This window comes from Vibrio sp. Evd11 (genome assembly GCF_900382755.1).
Lineage (GTDB): Bacteria > Pseudomonadota > Gammaproteobacteria > Enterobacterales > Vibrionaceae > Vibrio > Vibrio lentus.
Genome location: NZ_OSDX01000073.1, coordinates 1 through 21078, shown reverse-complemented (window position 1 = coordinate 21078; position 21078 = coordinate 1). Strand labels below are relative to the sequence as shown.

General features: G+C 44.2%; 13 protein-coding genes, 6 tRNA genes and 1 pseudogene. 7 read left to right on the top strand and 13 right to left on the bottom strand.

Translation table 11 applies throughout. From position 1 onward, the window contains the following. Positions 1-1434 (top strand): annotated as a pseudogene (locus tag ED652_RS20810) (hypothetical protein); the annotation flags it as partial. Positions 1435-1525: 91 nt separating this feature from the next. On the opposite strand, the gene ED652_RS20805 reads toward ED652_RS20810, so the two are convergent. From ED652_RS20805 to ED652_RS20760, 10 genes are all read right to left on the bottom strand, one after another. After that, on the bottom strand, positions 1526-2494 hold the full coding sequence (locus ED652_RS20805; protein ID WP_122056027.1) for an SPOR domain-containing protein: 969 nt from the start codon (positions 2492-2494) through the stop codon (positions 1526-1528). Positions 2495-2681: 187 nt separating this feature from the next. Beyond that, positions 2682-3620: an ABC transporter permease gene (locus tag ED652_RS20800; protein ID WP_017112126.1), complete on the bottom strand. Its 939-nt coding sequence runs from the start codon at positions 3618-3620 to the stop codon at positions 2682-2684. Positions 3621-3622: 2 nt separating this feature from the next. After that, complete coding sequence (locus ED652_RS20795; RefSeq protein WP_017112127.1) at positions 3623-4600, bottom strand: ABC transporter permease; 978 nt, start codon at positions 4598-4600, stop codon at positions 3623-3625. 178 nt (positions 4601-4778) lie between these two features. Further along, entirely contained in the window at positions 4779-6332 is a 1554-nt protein-coding gene (locus ED652_RS20790) for an ABC transporter substrate-binding protein (protein WP_017112128.1), read from the bottom strand. 96 nt (positions 6333-6428) lie between these two features. Next, positions 6429-8156, bottom strand: coding sequence for an ABC transporter ATP-binding protein (locus tag ED652_RS20785; RefSeq protein ID WP_122056026.1), 1728 nt, complete (start codon positions 8154-8156; stop codon positions 6429-6431). A gap of 972 nt (positions 8157-9128) precedes the next feature. Continuing rightward, a tRNA-Pro gene (locus tag ED652_RS20780) sits at positions 9129-9205 on the bottom strand. A gap of 55 nt (positions 9206-9260) precedes the next feature. Further along, positions 9261-9336, bottom strand: a tRNA-His gene (locus tag ED652_RS20775). 44 nt (positions 9337-9380) lie between these two features. Beyond that, positions 9381-9457, bottom strand: a tRNA-Pro gene (locus ED652_RS20770). A 77-nt stretch (positions 9458-9534) separates the two neighbouring features. Further along, positions 9535-9610 (bottom strand) — tRNA-His (locus tag ED652_RS20765). A 48-nt stretch (positions 9611-9658) separates the two neighbouring features. Beyond that, positions 9659-9735, bottom strand: a tRNA-Arg gene (locus ED652_RS20760). A gap of 297 nt (positions 9736-10032) precedes the next feature. Between ED652_RS20760 and ED652_RS20755 the strand changes: the two genes are divergently transcribed. Then, positions 10033-10446: a cytochrome c5 family protein gene (locus tag ED652_RS20755; protein ID WP_122056025.1), complete on the top strand. Its 414-nt coding sequence runs from the start codon at positions 10033-10035 to the stop codon at positions 10444-10446. A gap of 86 nt (positions 10447-10532) precedes the next feature. On the opposite strand, the gene rep is transcribed toward ED652_RS20755, so the two are convergent. Next, complete coding sequence (gene rep / locus ED652_RS20750; RefSeq protein ID WP_122056024.1) at positions 10533-12551, bottom strand: DNA helicase Rep; 2019 nt, start codon at positions 12549-12551, stop codon at positions 10533-10535. 151 nt (positions 12552-12702) lie between these two features. On the opposite strand from rep, the gene ED652_RS20745 reads away from it, so the two are divergent. From ED652_RS20745 to ED652_RS20730, 4 genes are all read left to right on the top strand, one after another. Beyond that, positions 12703-13320 carry a TetR/AcrR family transcriptional regulator gene (locus ED652_RS20745; RefSeq protein ID WP_017096411.1) on the top strand — a complete coding sequence of 206 codons (618 nt, stop codon included), beginning with the start codon at positions 12703-12705 and terminating at the stop codon, positions 13318-13320. Between the two features lie 18 nt (positions 13321-13338). Further along, entirely contained in the window at positions 13339-14445 is a 1107-nt protein-coding gene (locus ED652_RS20740) for an efflux RND transporter periplasmic adaptor subunit (RefSeq protein WP_122056023.1), read from the top strand. 11 nt (positions 14446-14456) lie between these two features. Then, positions 14457-17579: a multidrug efflux RND transporter permease subunit gene (locus ED652_RS20735; protein WP_122056022.1), complete on the top strand. Its 3123-nt coding sequence runs from the start codon at positions 14457-14459 to the stop codon at positions 17577-17579. A 119-nt stretch (positions 17580-17698) separates the two neighbouring features. Then, positions 17699-17950: an accessory factor UbiK family protein gene (locus ED652_RS20730; RefSeq protein WP_009848085.1), complete on the top strand. Its 252-nt coding sequence runs from the start codon at positions 17699-17701 to the stop codon at positions 17948-17950. A 278-nt stretch (positions 17951-18228) separates the two neighbouring features. Here the strand turns inward: ED652_RS20730 and ilvC are convergent, their stop codons facing one another. Next, positions 18229-19713, bottom strand: coding sequence for a ketol-acid reductoisomerase (gene ilvC, locus ED652_RS20725; RefSeq protein WP_122056021.1), 1485 nt, complete (start codon positions 19711-19713; stop codon positions 18229-18231). Between the two features lie 146 nt (positions 19714-19859). Between ilvC and ilvY the strand changes: the two genes are divergently transcribed. Then, on the top strand, positions 19860-20750 hold the full coding sequence (gene ilvY, locus ED652_RS20720) for an HTH-type transcriptional activator IlvY (protein WP_065106031.1): 891 nt from the start codon (positions 19860-19862) through the stop codon (positions 20748-20750). A 118-nt stretch (positions 20751-20868) separates the two neighbouring features. Here the strand turns inward: ilvY and ED652_RS20715 are convergent. Next, positions 20869-20959 (bottom strand) — tRNA-Ser (locus tag ED652_RS20715). Positions 20960-21078 lie beyond the last annotated feature (119 nt).

Genomic DNA, 21078 nt, shown 5'->3' with positions numbered 1-21078 from the left:
ATAACTCTTTACCATGCTGTTCAAAAAACACTCACGAAAGATCAACACGCCCTAGTTATCTCAGGCCACCCGGAAACGCCAACAGAAGATATCAAGCAGTTCAACATCACAGCCGATGACGGACACGCTGCAACATTTATGGTTTCAGAGCCAGCAGTTTTTGATTTGCCAATCATTGAGGTAGGCGATATCGCTGTCGACGAGGCTGTTGAAGCCGAACTTCAAAAGACAATCTCTGGCACGTGGTCGCTTAAAGCTGGTGAAGAGTTCTCTGAGCAACTCGATATTAGTGAGTTATTTACCTCAAGTGTTTCTGGTGACGTTGAATACTACGCAAACTACGCTGCTCACGACAATGAGCCAGCAAGCAATCCAATCCCTGGTGTTTCCGTAAATGTAGACGCAAGTGGCTTAGTCACACTGGAAGGTACACCTACATCGGAAACCAACGGTGTCATACTTTATGTGGCAAAAGGAATCAACTTCTCTGGCGGTGAAGAGAATGACATTGAATCTGAAATGGTTACCTTAGCGCTACCAAACGTAAAGCCAGCAGATATCACACCACCAGAAGGCGATCACCCTCTAATCAATAATACATGGTACTTCCTTGAAAGAGGTCAATCTGACGGTGATGGCAATGAATCGAACGATTACTCTCGAGTATGGTGTGATACTGTTCGATTCGAAGATGGCAATGTTTATTACAGTAACCGAACTGTTGAAAACAAAACCGAATGTACGTCAGAGGCAGATGAGTTGATCGGCACATATTCTATCGAAGGCAATAGCTTAGTTGCAGCTTATGCAGAAGGTAGCGATGTTTTCAATATCACCTATGATGTGACCAACGATTACGATAGCAATGAAATATCACAAGGCGCTGTAACGCTTCTTCAAACAGAAGATGGCGAATCAAGTCGTTACATTTGGTTTAAGAGCGAGCTAGATGCTGAGAAACGTATTCAAGTAGCATCGAGCGATAACTCTGATGTAAGAGATGCCGCTATCTACTGGCCAAGCTCTCAAGAAGATACATTCAAATTGATCTCAACCTCCCTTCAAATGGATGTGGCTAATGGTTCAGGTAATTCCCATGATTACATTAAAGTGTGGATGAATGGCATCAGCTGTGACGGTCTATTTGAAGGTCAGGATGGTGATGAGGCTATTTTTGATAGCTTTAGAGTGACTTTTGACGATAACCACAATGGTATCTACGCGAACAATAACTCTTGTTTCACGGCTTACGAAGATGGAACGCCAAACGCGGTCATCTCATTCTTGTTCGGTTATGATAACAATAACCGCCTTGATCTGGATGAGACATATAGCATCATGGGTAAAATATCTGATGGGTCAAGCAACTGGAATGATTACATTACTGATATCAACTTCAACATGACTTGGGATGGTGTGTCTAACGACGAATAATCTTCACCCATAAAAACAAAAACCCCAGCCAATCGCTGGGGTTTCTTTTATCTGGACCTTTTGGCCTACGGTAACCCAAATGCTATTAACGCTACTTAACACACATCACGTTAAGTAGTGAAGAACCTTTAAGTTGGTTTACGTTACCATTGGTGAACAGGCCTTTTTTATCCGCTCCCCAATAAGGTAAGTGCATTGGCCAGTTCTGCTTTTCCATGACTTTTGATCCAAGGATGCTTTGCCACTGCTGTTCATTCATCAACTTCATGCCGATCTGATTACACACAAGTTCGGCACTACCAAAATCTAGACGACTCCAAGGCTTTCCCTGTTCCATATAGAACTGCTGTTTATGGTCCGACAAATATGGCACTGCATATTTGTTGCCCGCAACATTAGCGGTCACACGAACTTCGATATCGAGATCATTGCCCGAACTTGAAGCATTGCTAGGAATCGCTTGAATTGCGGCTGCACTCGTTGCGGCTACCGCTGAAGTCGCGACCACGGGTTTCGGTGCAGGCTTCGCTTCTGGTTTTGGTTTTACAGGCGCTTTGGGCTTGACCATTTTTGGCTCTGCCGGTTTTGCAACGATAGGCTGTGACGAGGTCTGAGACTTATCGACCATACGAATAAAGGCTTCACCGTAACCAGGAACCTTACGTACTTGAGCTAGGTCTTTTCTCGCATCAGAGAAGGTTGAATAAGGGCCGATTAAGCAACGGTAGTCACTTCCTTCAGGCTTCATCCAAACATTGGTCGAGATTTTCTCATAAAGAGGCTTCGCTCGGCTCAATGACAAAGGCTTATTGAGCAGGCCACATTGAACCCAAAACAGTTCATTAGCTGAATGACGTTTAGACGCCTTGCTACCCCAAACACCCTTACCGATCGGACATGATTGTTCTAGCTGTGGTAATTGATTAGTGCTTGCTTGAGTAGCATCACATAGAACCGATTCTGCATTAACCTGGCTCGATGCCAAGAGGGATGCAGCAATAAGCCCCACACGATAATTTTTACTCACAGCACGACATACAGCATTCATTGTCAATTTCATAACCACCACTTAAACCCTCTCGGGCTAATTGTTACCGATTCTATGTCGATAAAACATGAATTCCATTTTAAGTATTATTGACCATGTCAATAATACTTAGTTCCAGATCCATTAAGCAAAAAAAGAGCCGTAATTGCTTACGGCTCTTAGTTTAGTGATTTTTTTTACTAAAAATCAATCCGCGTTATCACCCTTTATAAATTTTAGGGTTAAATACATCACGTAACCAGTCGCCTAATAGGTTGATCACTAGAACGAGTGTTACCAAAAGCACACCTGGGAATGCTGTGATCCACCATGCTCCAGAGAAAATGTAGTTAAAACCGGTACTGATCAGGGCACCCAGTGACGGTTGGTCGACTGGCAAACCTAAGCCTAGGAAAGAAAGTGCCGCTTCCGACATGATGGCATTTGCCACCTGTACCGTAGAGATAACCAAAATTGGTGATAAGCAGTTCGGTAGAATATGGCGGAACATAATACGTGGCGCTTTAAAGCCCATCACGCGAGCTGCTTCTACATATTCTTTCTTCTTCTCTGCCAATACTGATGCACGAATGGTACGCGCATACTGAGGCCATTCGGCAATACCAATAATGACCACCAGCATGACAACGGCGTATTGCGCATAGAAGTCACTACCAAAGCTTGCCTTAAAGATGGCCGAGACAATGATCGCAACCATCATGGTCGAGAAAGAGAGCTGAACATCCGCAAAACGCATCAAGAAGCTATCAATACGGCCACCGAAGTAACCCGCAGACAAACCAATGATGATACCAAGCGTCAGTTGTAGACCTACCGCTAAGAAACCAATGGTCAGTGATAAACGCGAACCGTAAAGCATGGTCGATAAAATATCACGGCCTTGCTCATCCGTTCCTAGCAAGAAGCGATCTTCACCATCTTCCATCCATGATGGTGGAAGTTCTGAGTCCATGATATCAATCGATGTCACGTCGTACGGGTCTGTTGGCGCTAGAATAGGTGCAGCTAGAGCCATCACTAAAAAGATTGAGAAAATGGCGAAGCTCACCATTGCCACTTTGTCGCGTAAGAAGTAATACACAATGTCAGATTGCTTAAAACGTTCCCAGCGAGACGGCACTGTCGATGTCTGTTCCATGATTATGCTCCTTTCCCTGTGATGTTAACGGTTGGGTTGATAACACCGTAAAGCAAATCAACAATCGTGTTAGTCACTACGAAAATAAGACCAACAAAAATAACGTATGCGGTAATCAGTGGTGTATCTACACGGTTGATTGCTTCTAAGAATAAGAAGCCTGTACCTGGCCACTGGAAAACCGTTTCCGTAAGAATGGTGTATGCCACCATAGTACCAATCTGAACACCACCAACGGTAAGTACCGGTAGCATGGTGTTTTTCAATGCATGTTGGTAATAGATTTTGTTTAAAGCTAAGCCTTTCGCTTTGCCGAATTTGATGTATTCCGAGCTCAATACTTCCAGCATTTCAGAACGCACGAGACGAATGAACAGCGGCAGCATGATTGAAGCCAAAGCAATACTTGGAAGCACAAGGTGAGCCAAGCCATCAAGCGTTAGGAAGCCAGATTCCCAACCAAACCAGTTTGCCGTATCACCACGACCAAAGGACGGTAGCCAGCCTAACTCGATAGAGAATACATACATCAACATAATGGCCGTCAAGAACACAGGAACCGAGATACCGACGCTACTGCCCGCCATAATCAGCTTGGTAAAAAAGCTCTTAGGGTGAATAGCAGAGTAAACGCCTAGTGGAATCGACAGGCAAACAATAATAATAGAAGCGCCAAACACTAACTCTAGTGTGGCTACTAACTTATCGAGAATCACGTCCACAGCCGGACGCTTAAAGAAGTACGAAGTACCAAGATCACCCTGTAGAGCAGCGCCTACAAAGCGAGTGTATTTTGTAATGAAGGGATCATTTAAGCCGAGTTCATCACGCAGCGCTTGACGCTCCGATTCTGAAACAGATTGACCGACTAACTCACGCAACGGGTCGCCCAGGTTATCCTGTATGGCAAACGCCACCAAACTGATCACAAACATCACTATCAGTGCCTGAAACAGGCGCTTGACCAGAAACGTAACCATTCCTTGCCCCTTATCTATCCATGACTATCTAATCAAAATCCGCGACTAGATAAAAAATTTCAGTCTTAAAAAAGGTATTTAGCCAGACTGAAGGAAGACCAAATACCGAAACTTAAATCTATTTCTTAATAATTCGAGAGCCTGAAAAGCTTCAGGCTCTCGATTCTAGCAAGCTAGATTATTTTACAACTAGGTCGCCGAAGTAAGGCATAACCATTGGGTTTACTACGTCTGCTGCACCTACGTTAGACTTCGCGCCCCACGCTTCACTTTGCCAGTGAAGAGGAACAAACGCTGCGTCGTTGTAAAGTGTTGCTTCAACGCCTTTCAGCATTTCAGAACGCTTAACAGGGTCAGTTTCAGTGTTAGAAGCTTCTACAATTGCATCCATCTCTGGGTTTGAGTAACCAGAACAGTTGTATTGGCCACGACCCGTTTCTTCGTTACGAGTCATTGTTAGGAACTCACTGAAGTTAGCTGAATCTTCAGTATCTGAGTGCCAACCGATCATCATCATGTCTGCTGAACATAGGTCAAACTCAGGCCAGTACTGTGCTTTAGGCATCGTTTTAAGATCAACTTTGATACCAATCTTAGATAGCATTGCCGCAGACGCTTGAGCCACTTTTGCATCGTTCACGTAACGGTTGTTTGGTGCCATCATCGTTAGCGTAAAGCCATCTTCGTAGCCCGCTTCCTTCATTAGCTCTTTTGCTTTTTTCAGGTCGTAACGAGGTACTAGTGCATCATCGTGACCCGCGTAGCCTGTTGGGCTTTGCTGACCAGCTGCAGTAGCGAAACCTTTCATGATTTTCTTAACAATACCTTCATTGTTAATCGCATGAACGATTGCTTGACGAACGCGAACATCTTTCAGTGCTTCGTTGCTGTTTTGATTCATTTGGAACGTAATGATACGAGTACCAGGCAGCGTCACTAGATCGATGTTTTTAGCGTTTTTAACACGCTTGTGATCGTTAGGCGCTACTGGGTGAATCATGTCTACATCGCCAGAAAGAAGTGCTGCAACACGTGTTGCATCTTCTTTGATTGGAACCAATGTTAGCTTGTCTACGTTACCTTTCGTTTCTGTATCCCAGTAATCGTTAAAACGCTCAAACGTTACTTTAACGCCTTGCTCACGTTGAGTAACGATGAATGGACCTGTACCTGAAACGTTTGTAGAAGCGAACGAGTTACCGTGCTTAACTAGCTCAGACTTGTCATTACCTTCGGCTGTTTGGCCTGAGTAAAACTTGCTGTCCATTGGGAAGATGTAGGTTGCTGTCTGTAGTACTAGTGGGTAAGCCGCTTTAGAGACTAGTTCAACTGTGTAGTCATCCACTTTTACCATCTTCTCGTAAGGCGTGAAGATAGACTTAAAGTCTGGAGATGCTTGTAGACGTTCGAATGTCCACACAACATCGTCAGCTGTTAGTTCATTGCCTGAGTGGAATTTAACACCCTGACGTAGATTAAAGCGGAAAGTCGTTTCATTGACACGTTCCCAGCTTGTCGCTAGGCGGCCTTCAAAATCCATCTCTTGAGTGAAACGTACTAGAGGGTCAAACACCATGTGAGACATTTGCAGTGTGCCGCCAGATAGCTGCTCGTGCGGGTCAAGTGACACTGGGTCAGCTGCGTAGCCAACAGTAATATCTGCTGCTGCTGCACTAAAGCTTAGGCCAGCTGCCATCAAAGCTACTGCTAATTTGCTTTTCATGGTTTTCATTGCATAACTCCTTCATGCGGGAATCCAGATCCCTAGTTGTTGTATTTGCGTCTGTTATTGTATTTCAGGCAGGCTAAACCTCTACCCTGCTGAAATTTATATTGCGGCTTGTGCCACTGCTTTTTCTTCTCGTAAGCCCGTAAATTCAGGCATTAAAGAAATCAGGTGTTGGCTATATTCATGCTGTGGAGAGTTAAATAACTGCTCAGTAGGTGCTACTTCCAGTAGCGTACCCATCTGCATCACGCCAACACGATCACACATCTGACGAATAACCGGTAAATCATGACTGATGAACAGCATGGTTAGGTTGAGTTCGTCTTGTAGATCTTTTAATAGGTTTAGGATCTGCGCCTGTACCGATACATCTAACGCCGACGTTGGTTCATCACAAATCAATAGGCGAGGTCGCGTTGCCAAAGCACGAGCGATAGAAATACGCTGACGCTGACCACCTGAGAATTCATGCGGGTATTTAACCCCTGCCATTTGTCCAAGACCAACATGATCCAACAAATCATGAACAATCTGACGAGTTTCGTTCTCGTTGCGAGTCAGTTTATGGAAACGAATTGGCTCTGCGATGATGTCGAAAATCTTCATACGTGGGTTCATTGACGTATACGGGTTTTGGAAAACCATCTGCATTTGACGACGCATTGGGCGACGTTCTTTTTCAGATTTAAGCCCAGTAAGATCGACACCTTCAAAGGTTACTTTACCTGAGTTAGGGGCGTATAGGCCTGCGATAACACGTGCAATCGTTGATTTACCAGAACCAGACTCACCCACTAGGCCAAAGGTTTCACCTTCATGCACTTCAAAGCTTACGTTGTTTGAAGCTTGCACATACTCGCGACGGCTTTCGAAGAAAGAATCTTTTGTCGTAAAGCGCAGGTTAACGTTTTCTACGTTCAGTAGCGGACCTGTGTATTCACGATGATCTTGGCTTTGACCTAACCAGTGATTTTTTACATCTAAGGCTTCCATCTCGTGTGCTTCTTCGATGTAGCTAACAAGAGGGAAACGGTCGAGTTTACGGTCTGAGCGAGGAACGGCTGAAATCAAGCTGTGCGTGTATGGGTGTTCAGGTGTACCCAATACTTGTTTCGTTGGGCCGAATTCAACCAGATCACCACGGTACATAACCGCAACACGGTCAGTCACGTTAGATACAACACCCATATCGTGGGTCACCAACATACAACCTACGTTTTTCTTAATACATAGATCGCGAATCAAGCCTAAGATTTGGTCTTGGATAGATACGTCTAGAGCGGTTGTTGGTTCATCGGCGATGATCAGGTCAGGTTCGCCTGCCAATGCAATCGCGATAACCACACGCTGACGCATACCACCAGAGAATTGGTGCGGATACTGTTTAAGGCGGTTTTCAGGTTGTGGGATACCCACTTGGTTCATTAAGTCTAATGAACGCTGATAAGCTTCTGCATCCGATACCTTCATATTGGCATGGATGGTTTCTTTTAATTGCTGTTCTACGGTAAATAGAGGATTAAGAGAAGTCATTGGATCTTGAAAGATAAATCCAATCTTAGAGCCGCGAACTTTACGCATCTCTTCCGGAGATAAACCCGATACTTTTTCGCCATCAAGGAACACTTCACCGCTCGCAATACGACCGGGAGGGCTTAGCAAATCGATCACAGCATTGCCGACTGTTGATTTACCGGCACCAGACTCCCCTACAACGCCAACAATCTCACCACGTTCAATGTTGAACGAAAGCGATTTTACTGCTGCGTGAACTCCATGACGAGATGGGTATTCGATACGAAGATTTTTTACTTCTAAAAGTGACATTACCAGACCTCTACTGCTTTGGCAGCTCTCTGCCCTGTCTGCAAAATTGAATCCATTCTTACCAGAATATTGTTCTGATATTTTATACGGTTGACAATTTGGCAAATAATTCACAGAAAAGCAACAAAAATAGGATAAAAAGTCGACATTAAACGCTTAGCAAGCAAAAGTGCCACATAACTATTCACATAGAGAGCATATAGTAAGAAAAAACAACATCATATTGTTGGTGATAAACACTCACAAATCCCTTGCTACTACTTACTTGTAGAGTTAAACCTATGGTTCAAAGCAGATCTCACTATCAGTCACTAAAAACAAATAATTATTCCAAAAAACAATTAACACTATAGAAACAAATACTAATTTTATTAATTTAAGTAAATAAAACAACCAGATAGAACTCATTTAGCCATACATTCAACCTCTTCTATTATTTCAACAAATACAAACCAGAAAAACGAAAGGTTTAATAAATTAGGGCAGAATTTAAGCGACTGGGAGTAAAGAAAGCTGTCAATTACAGGCCTTAGTGAGCAAATTTAGGGGCAGATTTCACTTTTAATAGAAATCTTTAGACCAAACTCATTATTCTGTCGAATAATTGAGTGATTTATTTATATAAAATTAGATATAGATCTGAGTATTTCATAAAGCGCTCATCTCAATTGAGGCGTGAGAATCTAGAAAATCGATGGTGGGGTGTTTAGAGAGAGCTTGACTGAAGCGGTGCCATTCAAGGTATCAAAATAAGTCAGTTCCCAGCACTCAAAAACAAAAAGTTGAAGAATTTCCGATACGATAGATGCAAAAAAGCCCCGTCATTTCTGACGCGGACGGCTTAGTTGAGGCTTCTTAAAGTGATCGGTGAAGAGATATTCTTTGAACATCAGGCGAACCCCACTTGGGTTACAATCTGGTGATCTACAGATGAAAAAAAAGCTCATCATTTCTGATGAGCTTTCTTAAAGGTGGTCGGTGAAGAGGGATTCGAACCCCCGACCCTCTGGTCCCAAACCAGATGCGCTACCAAGCTGCGCTATTCACCGAGACGTTTCGTTTGATTTCTCAAACAGGGAACTTCAAAGAAGTTACCAAAATTAATGGGGTGGCTAACGAGATTCGAACTCGCGACCACCGGAATCACAATCCAGGGCTCTACCAACTGAGCTATAGCCACCACTAATTTTTTATATAACCGCTATCAAGCGATTATTGAAATAGTGGTCGGTGAAGAGGGATTCGAACCCCCGACCCTCTGGTCCCAAACCAGATGCGCTACCAAGCTGCGCTATTCACCGACTAATTTTGTCTCGACTCTTGGGAATAATGAGTCAACACTGGAAGCCTAAGCTACCGTTATTTTGTAAAGAAAGAATGGGGTGGCTAACGAGATTCGAACTCGCGACCACCGGAATCACAATCCAGGGCTCTACCAACTGAGCTATAGCCACCATTGTTTCTTTTTTGCCAATTCTCACTTACCGAAGTAAGAGACCGGATGGCGCGCCTGAAAGGATTCGAACCTTCGGCCTTTGGCTCCGGAGGCCAACGCTCTATCCAGCTGAGCTACAGGCGCATGCCCTGTCGGCGGAGTGGAATAATACGTATATCACCTAAGGTCGTCTAGTACTTTTTTAACTTTTTTTTCTGTTTGGTCTCTTTTTCGACAGTTAATATGTGATAAACCCCTTATTTGAGTACTACAACCCTCTGGAGCTTATAAGTTGTTGTTTATTGCAACAACTTATCAGGATATAATCACCCATTATTTACATTGGTTTAACAGTTGCTCTTTGCTGATAAAGCCAAAACACCCTTCCAACACTATAAATTGGTAAGCATGTACTTACCTTGGGAATGTAAAGTGAGTTTAATGGATATGTCTCGTCGAATTTTAAGCGTTGTCATCGCAGTTTTAACCTTTTCAACTGGCGCTATGGCTTCAGGCCTAAGTGAAGCAGAGCAAGATGCTATTGCTGAACGCATCAAACCAGTTGGCCAAGTTTACCTAGTCGGCAGCGAGCCAGTAGCCGCAGAACCAACAGGCCCTCGTGATGGCGCAGCAGTTTACGGTACCTTTTGTATCGCTTGTCACGCATCCGGCGTAAGTGGCGCACCTAAAACAGGTGATGCTGGTGACTGGGGGCCTCGTATTGCCCAAGGTCGCGACATCCTAGCTGACCACGCAATCAACGGCTTCAATGCTATGCCAGCGAAAGGTTCATGTATGGACTGTTCCGACGACGAAATCAAAGGTGCTATCGAGCACATGATTGCCGGTCTGTAATTTACCGCTCTGTAATTAAAAATGCCAAATTCAAAAAAGGTGACCTCATGGTCACCTTTTTATTGGTCTCGATTTAAAGCCAAACATCACTTCTTATTGAACATCGCACGAATGTTGGCAATGTGTGCCTGCCCTTTCTCCATTCGTTCTTCTGCGGATTGAGGCTTCTTCACGCTTTCCCACTCCACATCTTCATGCGGCAGTTCATCAAGGAATCGGCTTTGTGATGGCTTTATCAATTCGCCATACTGACGACGTTCACGACATTTAGTGAAGGTCAGCTCTTTCTGCGCTCGAGTAATCCCTACATACATAAGACGACGTTCTTCTTCTACGTTACCTTCATCGACACTGGTTTGGTGCGGCAAGATACCCTCTTCTGCCCCCATCAGAAATACATACGGAAACTCTAGGCCTTTCGATGCGTGCAATGTCATTAATTGAACTTGGTCTGCATCGTCATCATCTTCACCACGCTCCATCATGTCACGTAGCGTTAAACGTTGAACCACTTCTCGTAGGGTCTTCTCTTCTTTGTCGTAGTTGTCACCCTCAAGGTCAGCAACGATCCAACTATAAAGATCAGAAACGTTCTTCATTCTCATCTCTGCAGCTTTCGGGCTTGCCGAGGTTTCGTACAACCAATCTTCATAGTTAATATCACGAACCAATGAGCGTACAGCCTCAACGGTATTGCCACGTTCAGCATTATCAGAAATACGAACAATCCAATCGCTGAAACGGCGCAGGTTTTCTAAACCACGACCAGTCAAAGTTTGCTCTAAACCCATCTCAAAGCTAGCTTCAAACAAGCTCTTGCCACGCATGTTGGCGTAGCTGCCTAACTTCTCAAGCGTCACCGGGCCAATCTCACGACGTGGTGTGTTTACAATACGTAGAAACGCGTTGTCATCATCAGGGTTCACCAACACGCGGAGGTAAGCCATGATGTCTTTAATCTCAGCTCTAGCGAAGAAAGAGGTACCGCCAGAAATTTTGTAAGGCACACGGTTCTGCATCAACGCTTTTTCAATCAAGCGAGATTGGTGGTTACCACGGTACAGCACTGCGTAATCTTTATATTCTGTGCGATTCAAAAACTTGTGAGCGATGATCTCACCTGTAATACGCTCTGCTTCATGCTCTTCATTCTTAGCATTCAATACTTTGAGCTTTTCACCGTCCGGGATCTCAGAGAACAGTGACTTTTCATAAACGTGTGGGTTATTAGCGATCAAGATATTCGCTGCACGCAAAATTCGACTCGTTGAGCGGTAGTTCTGCTCTAGTTTGATCAAGCGTAAGTTCGGGTAGTCCTCACCTAACAGCACCAAGTTTTGCGGTTTTGCACCACGCCATGAGTAAATAGATTGGTCATCGTCACCTACGACCGTCAAACGACCACGCTCTCCCACAAGCAGACGCACCAATTCATATTGGCTGGTGTTGGTATCTTGATACTCATCGACAAGTAAATAGCGAATACGAGACTGCCAGCGCTCGCGCACTTCTTGATTGGTTTTCAGAAGTAATACTGGCATCGCAATCAGATCATCAAAATCGAGCGCGTTGTATGCCTTCATCTGTTTCTGGTACATCTCAAAACAGAATGCAAACAACTGCTCTTGTTCGCCTTGAGCTCGAGCTTTCGCCTGATCTGGCGTCAGCATGTCATTCTTCCAATTCGAAATAGTGCTCATTAAAGCACGCAGCAGGTCCTTATCACCATCGATCTGTCTCTCTGTTAGCTCTTTTAATAGCGCCAACTGGTCTTGGTCATCAAATAGAGAGAAGCCCGCTTTCAGACCCAACGCTTTGTATTCACGACGAATGATAGTTAAGCCCATGGTATGAAAAGTCGAAACGATCAGGCCTTTCGATTCACCTTTACCCAGAGTTTGCCCCACACGTTCTTTCATCTCGCGTGCCGCTTTATTGGTAAAAGTTACCGCTGCAATATTGCGTGCCTTGTAACCACACTCTTGAACCAAGTAAGCAATCTTATTCGTGATAACACGCGTTTTACCGGATCCTGCGCCTGCTAACACTAAGCAGGGGCCCGAAACATATTTCACGGCTTCATCTTGTCTTGGGTTCAGTTTCATTTGGTTCTCAATTTGGTCTATCGGAGCGAATTCAATTGCGCGCCTATAATAATGCTGCAACACCACGAATGCTACGCTCTCTTATGCAAGAATTTTATATCACATATAAAAAACTATGTTGCACATATGTGTGGGTCTTAGGCTATAATGAATGAACGTTCATTCATTAGTGAGTATATTATCACTGTCTGGTTCTTATTCTATGATAGATAAAAGACAACAAATTATAGATGCCGCCGAAAAACTGATTGCTGAATCAGGCTTTCACGGACTTTCTATGCATAAACTAGCTAAAGAAGCAGGAGTTGCTGCTGGAACTATTTATCGCTACTTCTCAGACAAAGAAGAACTATTACAACAAGTTCGCTTAGCTGTCACTCAACGAAATGCTGGTTTAATTCAGCAAGGCGTTGAAGATTCGATGAGTCTAAAAGAACGATTTAGAAAAATGTGGCTCAACATTTTCGAGCTCTCGGGATCAAACATCTGCAATTTAAAGAATAGAGCTCAATACGACTCTTTACCTTGTATTCGCAGCCATGAGACCAAAGAGATTGAACGAAAAATGTTCCACAAAATAGATCAACTCTTTACTGAAGGTAGAGAGCAAGGGGTGTTTAAGCCTCTAGAAAACCCTGTTTTAGCAGCACTTAGCTTAGAAGTCAGTGTCACGCTGGCCCGTAAGCAATCTCTTGGATATTACCAACTTGATAAAAAAGCCATTGAAGCGGCGATTGAAGCAAGTTGGGATGCGATTATTACACACTAATTTGGAGTTCTAACTAGAATGAAAAAGTGGACTTTCTTCATGTTACTCATCGCTGTACTACTTTTCGGCAGCGTTATTGGGTTTAACATGTTTAAACAACAAAAAATTGCTGAGTTTATGGCTAACCGACCTGAGCCAGAGTTTCCAGTAACGGTAACAGAAGTTCAACCTATCGACTGGGTTCCTGTGATCGAAGCTATCGGCTTCATCGAACCTAACCAAGGTGTAACACTAGAGAACGAAACCAGCGGTGTCATTGATCAAATCTCTTTCGAATCTGGTACTGATGTTAAGAATGGTCAGCAACTAGTACGTCTCGATTCTGACGTAGAAAAAGCAAACCTAAAGAGTTCTGAAGCTCGTTTGCCTGCCGCGAAAGCAAAATATAAACGTTACCAAGGTCTATATAAGAAAGGCTCGATCTCTAAAGAAGCATACGATGAAGCAGAAGCGAACTACTTCTCTCTATCTGCTGACATTGAAAGCCTGAAAGCATCGATTGAACGCCGTGAAATCCGTGCACCATTCGATGGAAAAGTCGGTATCCGTAATGTGTATCTAGGTCAATACCTGCAGTCGGGTACTGATATCGTTCGTTTAGAAGACACCAGTGTAATGCGCCTGCGCTTCACCGTTTCTCAAACAGACATCTCACGCATCAATGTTGGTCAAGCTATCGATATCTTCGTGGACGCTTACCCTGAAAAACCTTTCGAAGGTTCTATTAGTGCAATCGAACCTGCAGTAAGCATCCAAAGTGGTTTGATTCAAGTTCAAGCAGACATTCCAAACAATGATGGCAAGCTTCGTAGCGGTATGTTCGCTCGTGCCAACATCATTCTGCCTAAGCTAGAGAACCAAGTAACACTACCTCAAACAGCAATCACCTTCACACTATACGGTGACAATGTTTACATCCTAACGGAAGAAGATGGTGTTCAACGTGTTGCTCAACATGTTGTAAAAGTAGGTGAACGTACCGCTGATATTGCTCACATCCTTGAGGGTGTTAAAGCTGGCGATACAGTTGTAACTTCTGGCCAAGTTCGTCTAAGTAACGGTGCCAAAGTTAAGGTTGTGGAAAGTGATGCGATCACGCCACCATCTGAAACACCTAAGCTGTAACTGGAGGCATAATGCGCTTTACTGATGTTTTTATTAAACGTCCAGTTCTAGCGGTATCCATCAGCTTTTTGATTGCGCTGCTTGGTCTACAAGCAATCTTCAAAATGCAGGTGCGTGAATACCCTGAAATGACGAATACCGTGGTAACCGTAACAACGAGTTACTACGGTGCAAGTGCCGATCTTATCCAAGGCTTTATAACCCAGCCCCTCGAACAGGCTGTGGCTCAAGCGGATAATATCGATTATATGACTTCATCTTCTGTACTGGGTAGTTCAACTATCACAGTTAACATGAAGTTGAACACCGACCCGAATGCGGCGCTGTCTGACATACTGGCCAAGACAAACTCGGTGCGTTCTCAGCTTCCAAAAGAAGCCGAAGATCCAACCGTAACCATGTCGACCGGTTCAACGACCGCGGTACTTTATATTGGCTTTACCAGTGATGAGCTCGTATCAAGCCAAATCACCGATTATCTAGAGCGTGTAATCAACCCGCAGCTATTTACGGTAAATGGTGTATCTAAAGTCGACCTTTACGGTGGTATGAAATACGCACTGCGCGTATGGCTAGATCCGTCAAAAATGGCAGCTGTTAACCTAACCGCTACTGATGTTATGTCGGTATTGAATGCCAACAACTACCAGTCAGCGACAGGTCAAGCTACTGGCGAATTCGTTCTTTATAACGGCAGTGCCGATACACAAGTATCAAACACTGAAGAGTTAGAGAACTTAGTCGTTAGAAGTGGTGAAGGTGAGATTATTCGTCTGTCTGACATCGCTAAGGTTTCTCTAGAGAAAAGCCACGACGTTTATCGTGCAAGTGCGAACGGTCAGGAGGCGGTTGTTGCAGCAATTAATGCGGCACCAAGTGCGAACCCAATCAACATCGCTGCAGATGTACTTGAGCTTCTTCCTCAGCTAGAGAAGAACCTTCCAAGCAACATATCAATGAACGTAATGTACGATTCAACCATTGCGATTAACGAGTCAATTCAAGAAGTTATCAAGACAATTCTTGAAGCGGCATTAATCGTATTAATCGTAATCACATTGTTCTTAGGTTCATTCCGAGCGGTACTGATCCCTATCGTTACTATCCCACTATCTCTGATTGGTGTGGCAATGGTAATGCAGGCGATGGGCTTCTCTTGGAACCTGATGACACTACTGGCAATGGTACTCGCCATCGGTCTGGTGGTAGATGATGCGATCGTGGTACTTGAGAACGTCGACAGGCATATCAAGCTCGGGGAGTCCCCTTTCCGCGCTGCGATAATCGGTACTCGTGAAATTGCGGTGCCTGTTATCGCAATGACACTCACGCTAGGTGCGGTATACGCTCCAATCGCGATGATGGGCGGTATCACGGGCTCACTATTTAAAGAGTTCGCATTAACCCTAGCCGGTTCTGTATTTGTATCAGGTATCGTGGCACTAACGCTGTCGCCAATGATGTGTTCAAAAATGCTGAAAGCTCACGCTGAGCCGAGCAAGTTTGAGCAGAAGGTTCATAGCGTTTTGGATGGTATGACTAACCGTTACGAGCGTATGCTTAGCGCGGTAATGCAACATCGTCCAGTATTTATTGGCTTTGCTATCATCGTATTTGCAAGTTTGCCGATGTTGTTCAAGTTCATCCCTAGTGAATTAGCACCTTCAGAAGATAAAGGTGTAATCATGCTGATGGGTACTGCACCATCTAATGCGAACTTAGACTTCATGCAAAATACCATGAACGACGTAAACAAGATTCTGTCTGATCAGCCAGAAGTAGCTTACGCGCAGGTGTTCACAGGTGTTCCTAATGCAAACCAAGCGTTTGGTATTGCATCTATGGTTCCTTGGAGTGAGCGTGAAGCAAGCCAATCTGAGGTAGCAAACCGCGTTGGTGGTTTGGTGAAAGATGTTCCAGGAATGGCCGTAACAGCCTTCCAAATGCCAGAACTACCAGGTGCAGGTTCAGGCCTTCCAATTCAGTTTGTTATTACAACGCCAAACAGTTTTGAAAGCTTGTTCCAAATCACCACTGACATTTTGACTGATGTAGCGACAAACCCACTATTCGTATACTCGGATCTCGATCTGAACTACGACTCAGCAACGATGAAAGTACACATCGACAAGGATAAAGCGGGCGCATACGGCGTAACCATGCAAGATATCGGTATCACGCTAGGTACCATGATGTCAGATGGCTACGTAAACCGTATCGACTTGAATGGTCGTTCTTACGAGGTTATCCCTCAGGTTGAACGTAAATTCCGTTTGAACCCAGAATCGATGAATAACTACTACGTACGTGCTGCGGACGGTAATGCTGTACCACTAGGCAGTTTGATTACGATTGATGTTGTGGCAGAGCCTCGCTCTCTTCCTCACTTCAACCAATTGAACTCAGCTACGATTGGTGCAGTACCTGCTCCAGGCGCTGCAATGGGTGATGCAATTGCATGGTTTGAAGACACGGCGGCAAATAAGCTTCCAAGTGGCTACAACCACGATTACATGGGAGAAGCACGTCAATACGTAACTGAAGGTAGCGCACTCTACGCAACCTTTGGTCTAGCACTGGCTATCATCTTCTTGGTACTGGCGATTCAATTCGAATCTCTGAAAGATCCATTGGTTATCATGGTATCTGTACCACTGGCGATCTGTGGTGCCCTAATAGCTCTGGCTTGGGGTGCGGCAACGATGAACATCTACTCGCAAGTAGGTCTCATAACCTTGGTCGGCCTGATTACCAAGCACGGTATCTTGATCTGTGAAGTTGCAAAAGAAGAACAGTTGCATCATCACAAGACTCGTATCGAAGCGGTAATGGAAGCTGCGAAGGTTCGTCTTCGTCCAATCCTGATGACAACAGCTGCGATGATCGCGGGTCTAATCCCACTGATGTACGCAAGTGGTGCGGGTGCAGCTCAGCGCTTTAGTATTGGTATCGTAATCGTTGCTGGTCTAGCGATTGGTACTATCTTCACGCTATTTGTACTGCCAGTGATTTACAGCTACTTGGCTGAAAAACACAAACCTCTACCTGTATTTGTTGAAGACAAAGACCTAGAAAAGCTAGCTCGCGTCGATGAAGCAAAAGCGGCACACAGAGAATTAGCTGATAATAAGTAATCGCTAAGTCGTATTAACAATAAAAAGGCTACTTCGGTGGCCTTTTTTTATACGCCATAGGCGACATCTCAAGTGTGATTAAATAGAATAGTGGTAAATATTCAGGAGTTTTAATTGATATGTTTGATCCAAAAAAACTAGAGCAGATTGCTAAGCAGATCCACGATTCTATGCCTCAACCAGTAAAAGAGCTTGGTTCAGACGTTGATCAAAAAGTTCGCCAGGTTATCCAAGGCCAACTAAACAAGCTAGACGTTGTGAGCCGTGAAGAGTTTGATGTTCAAACACAAGTACTGCTTCGCACTCGCCAAAAGCTAACTGAAATGGAACAGAAGCTAGCGGATTTAGAAGCAAAGATTGCTGATAAGTAAGCCGTAAAGCAAGAAAACTGAAAGGGTTGATGTGAAAACACCAACCCTTTTGTATTTCTAAGGCTCAATCAAGAACTGACATTCGACGTCTAAGACCTATCAAGCAATGTCCATTCTACTGATCTGTATAACTTTGCGCCTAAAAGCAAAAAGGCTTGGTCAACGGCGACCAAGCCTTTTTATTAGATGTTGTGTTGCTTAATAATAACTCCAACCAGTAAGGAGCCAATGATACTGCTTTGCTTTTTCTACAAATTTATCAGTATCTAAGCGACTAATTAACCGCCTACAGCGATACGCTTCATGTCGCTCATGTAGCTACGTAGCTCTTCACCAATGTACTCTACAGGGTGGTTACGGATAGCTTCGTTTACTTCAATCAGCTTCGCGTTATCTACTTGGTTAGATGTTTCACCTAGACCGCGACCGATTACGTCAGTTGCAACTGAAGGCATGAACTGGTCGCGTAGTAGCGGTGTTGCTACGTTAGCGAATAGGTAGTTACCGTACTCAGCTGTATCAGAGATTACAACGTTCATTTCGTAAAGACGCTTACGAGCAACTGTGTTTGCGATTAATGGAAGCTCATGTAGAGACTCGTAGTAAGCAGACTCATCGATTATGCCAGATGCTGTCATTGCTTCGAATGCTAGCTCAACACCCGCACGAACCATAGCAACCATAAGGATACCGTTATCGAAGTACTCTTGCTCTGAGATTTCTACGTCAGAAGTTGGGTAGTTTTCGAATGCTGTTTCGCCTGTCTCTTCGCGCCAGCCTAGTAGGTTCACGTCATCGTTCGCCCAGTCAGCCATCATAGTGCTCGAGAAGTGACCAGAAATGATGTCATCCATGTGCTTGTTGTAAAGCGGACGCATTAGATCTTTTAGCTCTTCAGAAAGCTCAAACGCTTTAACTTTAGCCGGGTTAGATAGACGGTCCATCATGTGAGTTACGCCACCGAACTTAAGTGCTTCAGTAATCGTTTCCCAACCGTATTGTAGAAGTTTACCTGCGTAGCCTGGTTCGATGCCATCAGCAATCATCTTCTCGTAAGATACGATAGAACCGGCTTGTAGCATGCCACATAGAATTGTTTGCTCACCCATAAGGTCAGATTTAACTTCAGCTACGAATGAAGACTCTAGGCAACCTGCACGGTGACCACCAGTACCTGCAGCCCAAGCTTTAGCGATATCCCAGCCTTCGCCTTTAGGGTCATTTTCTGGGTGAACAGCGATCAGCGTTGGAACACCGAAGCCACGCTTGTACTCTTCACGTACTTCAGAACCTGGACATTTAGGTGCAACCATTACAACGGTAAGGTCAGCACGTAATTGCATGCCTTCTTCAACAACGTTGAAACCATGAGAGTAACCAAGAGCAGCGCCTTCTTTCATTAGAGGCATTACTGTCTCAACAACATTAGTGTGTTGCTTATCAGGAGTAAGGTTAATCACTAGGTCTGCTTGAGGGATTAGCGTTTCGTAGCTACCAACTACAAAGCCGTTTTCGTCAGCATTCTTGAATGATTGACGCTTCTCATCAATTGCAGCTTGGCGTAGAGCGTAAGATACGTCTAGACCAGAATCACGCATGTTTAGACCTTGGTTTAGGCCTTGAGCACCACAGCCAACAATGACGATCTTCTTACCTTCAAGGTATTCAGCTTCAGTCGTAAATTCTTCACGATCCATGAAACGGCAGCGACCTAATTGGTCTAGTTGCTCACGAAGGTTTAATGTATTGAAATAGTTCGCCATTGTAGGGCACTCCTTTAAAAATAAGTCCGTAAGGTCGATATCTCTCTATCGAATGACTTCATACTAAAACAGACATCCCGTTGCTGAAAGTGATATATTCACAATTAGTTATTGCAATAAATGCAACATGGAAACGATCACAGAACATGAACATAAAATCTCTACAATTATTTATACATTTATGTGATAGCAAGAGTTTCAGCAAAACAGCTGCTGCTATGCACGTCAGTCCTTCTGCCCTTAGTCGTCAAATACAAAAGCTTGAGGAAGAAACAGGGCAAGAACTGCTTATCAGGGATAATCGAAGTGTTGATCTCACTCCGGCAGGTAAACACCTATTACCTGTGGCATTGAGCATCGTTGGCGAGTGGCAGCAATATAATCTTCATCTAAAAGGCGGAGAACAGGAACTCAAGGGTGAGATCCGTATTTTCTGTTCCGTAACAGCAAGCTACAGTCACCTTCCTGAACTCATTACCGAATTCAGAGCTATTCATCCGTATATTGAGTTTAAGCTCTCTACCGGTGACCCAGCGCAATCCATTGACAAGATACTGAATGATGAAGCTGATATTGCTATTTCAGCAAAACCAGATATTTTGCCTTCAAGATTAGAATTCGAAACCATCAGCGATATACCACTGTCAGTAATCATCCCATCCGGTGTCAGTAGCTTTAGTCAGCAACTGCAATCCGAAAACCCAAACTGGAATGAAGTGCCTTTTATCATTCCCGAAGCAGGCACTGCCCGTGAACGTGCGAATGCATGGTTCAAAAGGATGAAGATTAAGCCCAACATTTACGCACAGGTATCTGGGCATGAGGCGATTGTAAGTATGGTTGCACTGGGCTGTGGAGTGGGTATTGCTCCTGATGTCGTCATTAACAACAGTCCTGTGAGAGACAAGGTCGATCGCTTAAAAATAGAACCTATCAAACCCTTTGAATTAGGTGTCTGCTGTAAACGATCTCAACTTGAGAACCCATTGATTAGAGCATTCTGGCAGGTAGCCGAAGGAAAATATCTCCCTGACTAGTTAACTTTAGATATGTTGGTTAAGAGAATAATAGAGAGAGCACGTTAGTGCTCTTTTTTGTTTTTCTAAATAGCAGATATGAAAAAGCCCGCTGATTTCTCAGCGGGCTTTTCAATGGTGGTGGAGGGATAGGGATTTGAACCCTAGAACCGCTATTAACGGTTGCCGGTTTTCAAGACCGGTGCTTTCGACCACTCAGCCATCCCTCCAACAAATTGTCATCAACAGATTTGTGCACTGTTGAGGTTGTTATTTGCTATGCAAATAACGAATTTAAAGCCTGGCGATGTCCTACTCTCACATGGGGAAACCCCACACTACCATCGGC

Coding starts and splice junctions, on each gene's coding strand:
- ED652_RS20805 (WP_122056027.1), bottom strand. CDS start 2,494: ATGAAATTGACAATGAATGCTGTATGTCGTGCTGTGAGTAAAAATTAT.
- ED652_RS20800 (WP_017112126.1), bottom strand. CDS start 3,620: ATGGAACAGACATCGACAGTGCCGTCTCGCTGGGAACGTTTTAAGCAA.
- ED652_RS20795 (WP_017112127.1), bottom strand. CDS start 4,600: ATGGTTACGTTTCTGGTCAAGCGCCTGTTTCAGGCACTGATAGTGATG.
- ED652_RS20790 (WP_017112128.1), bottom strand. CDS start 6,332: ATGAAAACCATGAAAAGCAAATTAGCAGTAGCTTTGATGGCAGCTGGC.
- ED652_RS20785 (WP_122056026.1), bottom strand. CDS start 8,156: ATGTCACTTTTAGAAGTAAAAAATCTTCGTATCGAATACCCATCTCGT.
- ED652_RS20755 (WP_122056025.1), top strand. CDS start 10,033: ATGGATATGTCTCGTCGAATTTTAAGCGTTGTCATCGCAGTTTTAACC.
- rep (WP_122056024.1), bottom strand. CDS start 12,551: ATGAAACTGAACCCAAGACAAGATGAAGCCGTGAAATATGTTTCGGGC.
- ED652_RS20745 (WP_017096411.1), top strand. CDS start 12,703: ATGAACGTTCATTCATTAGTGAGTATATTATCACTGTCTGGTTCTTAT.
- ED652_RS20740 (WP_122056023.1), top strand. CDS start 13,339: ATGAAAAAGTGGACTTTCTTCATGTTACTCATCGCTGTACTACTTTTC.
- ED652_RS20735 (WP_122056022.1), top strand. CDS start 14,457: ATGCGCTTTACTGATGTTTTTATTAAACGTCCAGTTCTAGCGGTATCC.
- ED652_RS20730 (WP_009848085.1), top strand. CDS start 17,699: ATGTTTGATCCAAAAAAACTAGAGCAGATTGCTAAGCAGATCCACGAT.
- ilvC (WP_122056021.1), bottom strand. CDS start 19,713: ATGGCGAACTATTTCAATACATTAAACCTTCGTGAGCAACTAGACCAA.
- ilvY (WP_065106031.1), top strand. CDS start 19,860: ATGAACATAAAATCTCTACAATTATTTATACATTTATGTGATAGCAAG.